We start from the raw sequence: 5,515 nt of genomic DNA on the forward strand, positions 1-5,515 counted from the left end.
CCAGATGCGCCGATAGGCTCTCGATCAGGGCGGTGCGCAGACAAGCGGACATGGGGGGATCCCTTTGGCGAGGAATCCCTCAGTCCACCACGGCGCGCCGCCCGCCGCCACTGTGTCGTGTACCGTGCGCGTTGCAATCGAGCACAGCGCTAAGCCTTTGATGTGACGCGCTCTCTTCCGCCGAACCGGCGTCCACTTCGGCGGAGTGCGCTCTAACGTCATGGGATCCCAAAGGGCTCAGCCCTTTGGTGGGGCGTCGAGGTGAAACCCCGACATACGGCTCCCCCACCCCCTCGCAGGGGGTGGGGGAGCCGTACCGCAGGGCTCTGCCCTGCACCCGCGAAAGGTCTCGACCTTTCGAAACCATGACGTTCGCCGGTACGCCGCCCTATCTCGCGGGGATCCTGACGAACCCCGGACTCCGCGATGGATGATGCCCGACACGGCCGCTACGGCTACAGCGCCCTGCCCGACCGCCCGGTCTACGACTGGCCCGGCGGGCGGCGGCTTGCGGTCTATGTGGGGTTGAATCTCGAGACCTTCAATTTCGGCACGGGCCTCGGCGCCGAGCTCGCCCCCGGGGGGCCGCAGCCCGACGTGCTGAACTATGCCTGGCGCGACTGGGGCAACCGGGTCGGGGCGTGGCGGCTGCGCGACACCCTCGACGCACTGGGATTTCCGGCGAGCGTCCTGGTGAACAGCCGGCTCTATCGGGATTGCCCCGGCCTGATCGAGGCCTTCCGGGCCAGGGGCGACGAGATCGTCGGCCACGGCCGCACCAATGCCGAGCGGCAGGGGACGCTCCCGGAGGCGGAGGAGCGCGCCCTGATCGCGGAGGCCACCGCGATCCTGACCCGGGAGGAGGGGCGGGCACCGGCGGGCTGGCTGGGCCCGTGGATCTCCCAGTCCCGGGTCACGCCCGACCTGCTGGCCGAGGCCGGCTACCGCTACCTGCTCGACTGGTGCCACGACGACCAGCCGACCTGGATGGCGACCCGCGGCGGCGGGCGGATCCTCGCCGTGCCCTACCCCCAGGAGTTGAACGACATCCCGGCGATCGTCGCCCGCAAGGAGACGGGCCGCCACTTCGCCGACGCGATCGTCGATGCCTTCGACGAGATGCTGGACCAGTCCGCGTCGGCGCCCCTGGTGATGGGGATCGCGCTCCATCCCTACATCGTCGGGCAGCCCCACCGGCTGCGGCCCTTGCGGGCGGCGCTCGCCCATATCGCGGCCCACCGGGACCGGATCTGGCTCACCACCGCAGGGGCGATCGCCGCGCAGATCTACGCGGAAGCGGGATCATAGCGTGTCCATCATGGGATCCAAAAAGGCTGCAGCCCTTTGGCGGGGTGTCGGGGCAGGGCCCCGACGCGCTCGGGCCTCACCCGATGATCAATCCGGGATCGCGAAGCCGATCGACAGGCACAGGGCCGCCACGGCGGTCAGCGCCACGGCCGCCTGCCGGACCTGATGCCAGCGCGCGGTCCGCGCGCGCTCCTCGCAGCTCGCGCCCAGCTGCAATTCGTCGTCAAAACCCTTCACGAAGGCATCGAAGCTCGGGAAGGCCCGCCGCACGAGCCACAGCCACACGCCGACGGCGACCAGGCTCAAGGCCCAGCCCCCGTAGGTAAACAGATCGTCCAGCATTATCCGGCGCCGCCTCGAGGCTACGCCCCCCTCGCCGCGGATCCTACGGCAGGTTGCCATCACCGCCTAGATGAAACGACACCACACCGGGCCCATACCGTGTTGCCGAATGGATCCGGGCTTACTCACGTCCGGCTCCGGCCCAGGGCGTAGAGGGTGATGGCGGCGGCGTTCGAGACGTTGAGGCTGCGGATCGCCCCCGAGAACGGGATCCGGGCCAGCACGTCGCAGCAGGTCCGGGTCCGCTCGCGCAGGCCCTTGCCCTCGGCGCCCAGCACGATCACCAGCGGCCGGGTCACCGTCAGCGCGTCGAGGCTCTCCGGCGCGTCGGAATCGAGCCCGACGCGCGTAAAACCCCGTTCCCCCAAGGCGATCAGCGCCTCGGCGAGGTTGCGCACGGTCACGAACGGCACGTGCTCCAGCCCGCCGGAGGCGGATTTCGCCAGGACTCCAGTGGCCCCCGGCGCGTGGCGCGCCGTGGTGACGATCCCCGCCACCCCGAAGGCCGCGGCGGTGCGCACGATCGCCCCGACATTGTGCGGATCGGTGATCTGATCCAGCGCCAGGATCAGGGCATCGGCCGGCAGGTCGTCGAGCCCGGGGGCGGGCAGGGGCTCGGCTTCGAGATACAGGCCCTGGTGGACCGCGTCTGGCCCGAGCAGCCGGCCGATCTCGCTCGGCCGCACCAGCTCGGGGGTGATCCGCAGGCCCTCGCCGAACTCGGCCTCCAGCCGCGCGGTGGCGTTCTCGGTGGCGAGCAGCCGGTGCAGGCCGCGGGCCGCGTTGCCCAGCGCCTGGACCACCGGATGCCAGCCGTAGAGCACGGTGGCTTCCTCACCATCGGGCCCGAGCCGGGGGCCGGGGGCCGGCGGGCGGGACCCGGGCCGGGGGCCGGACCGCCATTGGCCGGGCGGACGACCTCCCGGCGGCCGGCCCTTGGGAAAGCGGCTTCCGGGGGGGCGATCGTCGTTGTGGCGGTCCGTCATGGGGACGCGACGGGTGAGCGGGACATCGGCAGGGCCTTTCCTGGACATGGCCGTCTTGGGGCATGGCCTTCTTGAGGGGACCGAGAAACCGGTCGCCGTCGTTCGCGTCAAGCCGGCTCCCGCTCGGTGGGGCAGGGAGCCTCCCGGCCTGGGGGCTCAGCACGGAATGTGGACAAGTCGCGCATATTCCCTTCTCCCCCTGTGAAATTCCGACCTCATTTCGATCGTTCTTCAAAACGAACGCACCGATGCGCAGTAGGAAAACTATCTAGAAGACTCTTTCAGAGAGTCAGTTCAGCAGACTATATGGGGAGCCGAATTCGCTATCTGGCCGAAGGGGTTGAGGGTACTTTGCGCATCCGACTCTGCGCGGTGCCGCATCGAACTCTGCGTGCGGCCGTATCGGAATCTGCGCCGGATCGGCGGGGTGGCGTATCGGAGTCTGCGCATCCGCGTATCGGATTCGGCGCGGATTCGGGCCCGGCGCGGTGGATAACGGGGACGGAATGCCCGGACCGGGGCGTATCGAACTCTGCGTGGGGCGGGACGGTCGGATCGGCCCGTATGCGACTCTGCGTAAGCCCGCGCCCGACCGCAGGCGATGCAGGGGATGCAGGCGATGCAGGGCGCGGGGAACCGTGGATTGCCGGGACAAGCCGGATCGGATCCGCGCCCCGGCGGCCGAATCGTGGCATGGCAGGATCGGGCCGCCTCCCCGCCCACCGGGGAGGGGCGTCCGTGCCATTCGGGCCGAGGGGCGATGACCATCGAGGAGAAGATCGCCGCAATCCACGATCCGGACCTGCGGGCCGAGATCGAGGCGGCGCGGGGCGGCTTCCTGTTCGCGCAGATCGTCGAGCACGTCCTGCATCGCCAGCGCGAGCGCGACGCGCAGACCGCCCTCCTCGGTGAGGAGGAGCGGCGCCGGTCCGGCCTGTCCCGCGACCAGCGCCGCCGCGACGCCGTGCGGCTGGTGATCGAGAGCGAGCCGGCGCTGCCCTCGAGCCTCCAGCACATCCACTCGGTGCTGGCGCTGTGCGGCCTGCCCTATCGCGATCCCGGGCCGGTGCGCGAATTCTCCCGGACCTACGGGCGCAACTCGCTGAGCCTGATCGCCGGGCGCATCAAGGATCCGGAGACCGGTGCCTTCGCGCCGCAGGGCCTGCCCTACGGGCCGAAGGCCCGGCTGATGCTGCTCCACCTCTGCACCGAGGCGGTGCGCCAGCGCAGCCCCACCGTGAAGGTCGCCGAGACCCTGTCGGGCTTCATGCGCGAGATGGGTTTTGCGGTGACCGGCGGCGAGCGCGGCACCATCCGCCAGTTCAAGGAACAGCTGAACCGGCTCGCCGCCTGCTCCATGCAGATCGGCCTCTGGGACGGGCGCGACAGCGCCACCACCCTCAACGTCCCGCCCTTCCGCAGCCTGGAGCTGTGGCGCCCCCGGGCCGGCGAGGGGGACGAGACCGCGGAGCGCACCGTGCGCTTCGATCCGGAATTCTACGAGACCCTGATCCGGCACGCCCTGCCGGTCGACATCCGGGCCGCCCGGGCCTTCTCGGGCTCGGCCCGCAAGCTCGACCTGCTGTTCTGGACCGGCTACCGGCTGCGGTCCCTCCAGCGCCCGCTGCGGCTGACCTGGACCAACCTCCACGCGCAGTTCGGGGCCGAGAACGCCTCGATCCGCAGCTTCCGGCAGGCCTTCAAGGCGGATCTCGCCCATCTGGGCGAGGTCTTCCCGCGCCTGCCGCTCGTGCTCGACGACAACGGCCTGACCCTGCACCCGGCCGATCCCAGTGCCCTGCTGGTGCCGCCCCGGCCGGCCTCGAAGGGCAAGCGGTTGCGCGCCAGGGAATAGAATTGTTCCATAGGGAATGAGCGTTCATTCCCTGTGGAACGACGACGCCGTCCCGAAACCTGTTCCCACCAGATGGAATAGGCGTTATGTTCCTTCCGGTGGAAAGGAACGGTCGATGGGTTTGTCGGATGCCGAGATCGAGATGCGGCTCGCGGCCCTGCGGCGCCAGCGGGAGGCGCTCGACCGGGAGATCGCGGATCTCGTCCTCTATCAGGAACTCGGTCGCCGCCTGGGGGCCGTGAAGGCAGAGGCGGGGATAGACGCAGGGGCAGGGGCGCACGGGCCCAACCCGGATACCGGGCCCGTCCCGGCGGCCGTTCGACCCTTCGAGCGGGACACGACCCTGGCCGCCCATCCCGCCGGGCCCCGGGCCCGTCCATCGGATCCTGCGCCGGACCCCGCGCCGCCTGCGGCACGCGCGTCCGGCCAGGACCTCGCGGCCACCGGATCGCCCGCCCCGGGTCCGTCCGGGGTCCAGGCAGTGCCGGAGGGCGTCCCGCCGGCCGTTGCCTTCACGGACGATGTCGCGGGGGCCCGGCGCTACGGCCGGGCCGTGGTGGAGGCCGCCTGCACGGCCCTCGCGCGGGCGGGTCGGCCGCTGCACGCGGCGGAGATCCTGGACGTCCTGACGGCGCAGGGCTTCACTCTCCCGGGCCGCGACCCCGTGGCGGGCCTCAACACCCGGTTGTGGAAGCGCTCCGGTCCGGGCGGCCCCCTCCGGCGGGTTGGCGAGGCCACCTACGGGCTGGCGGCGGATCGGGCGGCGGATCCCGCGCATCCCTGACGGACCGCCGGCCGGTCACGAATGCGCGACGCTGCGCCCGATCGGGCCCGATGTCCCTCATATCGGGGACGTACAGGGCCGATAAACCTGATCGGACTGGTCGCGTTGCGGCACGGCGCCCTTGCGGCGCCCTTGCCGCGCCCTTGCCGCGCCCTTGCCGCGCCCTTGCCGCGCCCTTGCGGCGCCCTTGCGGCGCCCTTGCCGCGCCCTTGCGGCGCCCTTGCCGCGCCCTTGCGGCGC

Annotated in this window: 6 protein-coding genes; 3 read left to right on the forward strand and 3 right to left on the reverse strand. The window is 71.2% G+C overall.

Annotated elements, in window-relative coordinates; translation table 11 throughout:
* Positions 1-426: 426 nt before the first annotated feature.
* Positions 427-1,308 carry a polysaccharide deacetylase family protein gene (locus tag MKK63_RS25795; protein ID WP_244006704.1) on the forward strand — a complete coding sequence of 294 codons (882 nt, stop codon included), beginning with the start codon at positions 427-429 and terminating at the stop codon, positions 1,306-1,308.
* Between the two features lie 87 nt (positions 1,309-1,395).
* On the opposite strand, the gene MKK63_RS25800 is transcribed toward MKK63_RS25795, so the two are convergent.
* Positions 1,396-1,650, reverse strand: a complete 255-nt coding sequence (locus MKK63_RS25800) for a hypothetical protein (protein WP_244006705.1) — start codon at positions 1,648-1,650, stop codon at positions 1,396-1,398.
* A 125-nt stretch (positions 1,651-1,775) separates the two neighbouring features.
* On the reverse strand, positions 1,776-2,636 hold the full coding sequence (locus MKK63_RS25805) for an RNA methyltransferase (protein WP_279574875.1): 861 nt from the start codon (positions 2,634-2,636) through the stop codon (positions 1,776-1,778).
* 760 nt (positions 2,637-3,396) lie between these two features.
* On the opposite strand from MKK63_RS25805, the gene MKK63_RS25810 reads away from it, so the two are divergent.
* Positions 3,397-4,491 (forward strand): replication protein RepA, encoded by a 1,095-nt coding sequence (locus MKK63_RS25810; RefSeq protein ID WP_244006708.1) that lies wholly within the window; start codon positions 3,397-3,399, stop codon positions 4,489-4,491.
* A 115-nt stretch (positions 4,492-4,606) separates the two neighbouring features.
* The gene (locus MKK63_RS25815) at positions 4,607-5,275 is read left to right on the forward strand and encodes a winged helix-turn-helix domain-containing protein (RefSeq protein ID WP_244006709.1); all 669 of its coding nucleotides are present in this window, start codon (positions 4,607-4,609) and stop codon (positions 5,273-5,275) included.
* A gap of 57 nt (positions 5,276-5,332) precedes the next feature.
* On the opposite strand, the gene MKK63_RS25820 is transcribed toward MKK63_RS25815, so the two are convergent.
* Positions 5,333-5,515, reverse strand: a 183-nt coding sequence (locus tag MKK63_RS25820) for a hypothetical protein (RefSeq protein WP_244006710.1), incomplete at its 5' end; no start/stop codon positions are given.

Source organism: Methylobacterium sp. J-088 (genome assembly GCF_022829295.1).
In the GTDB taxonomy this organism is placed as follows: Bacteria; Pseudomonadota; Alphaproteobacteria; order Rhizobiales; family Beijerinckiaceae; genus Methylobacterium.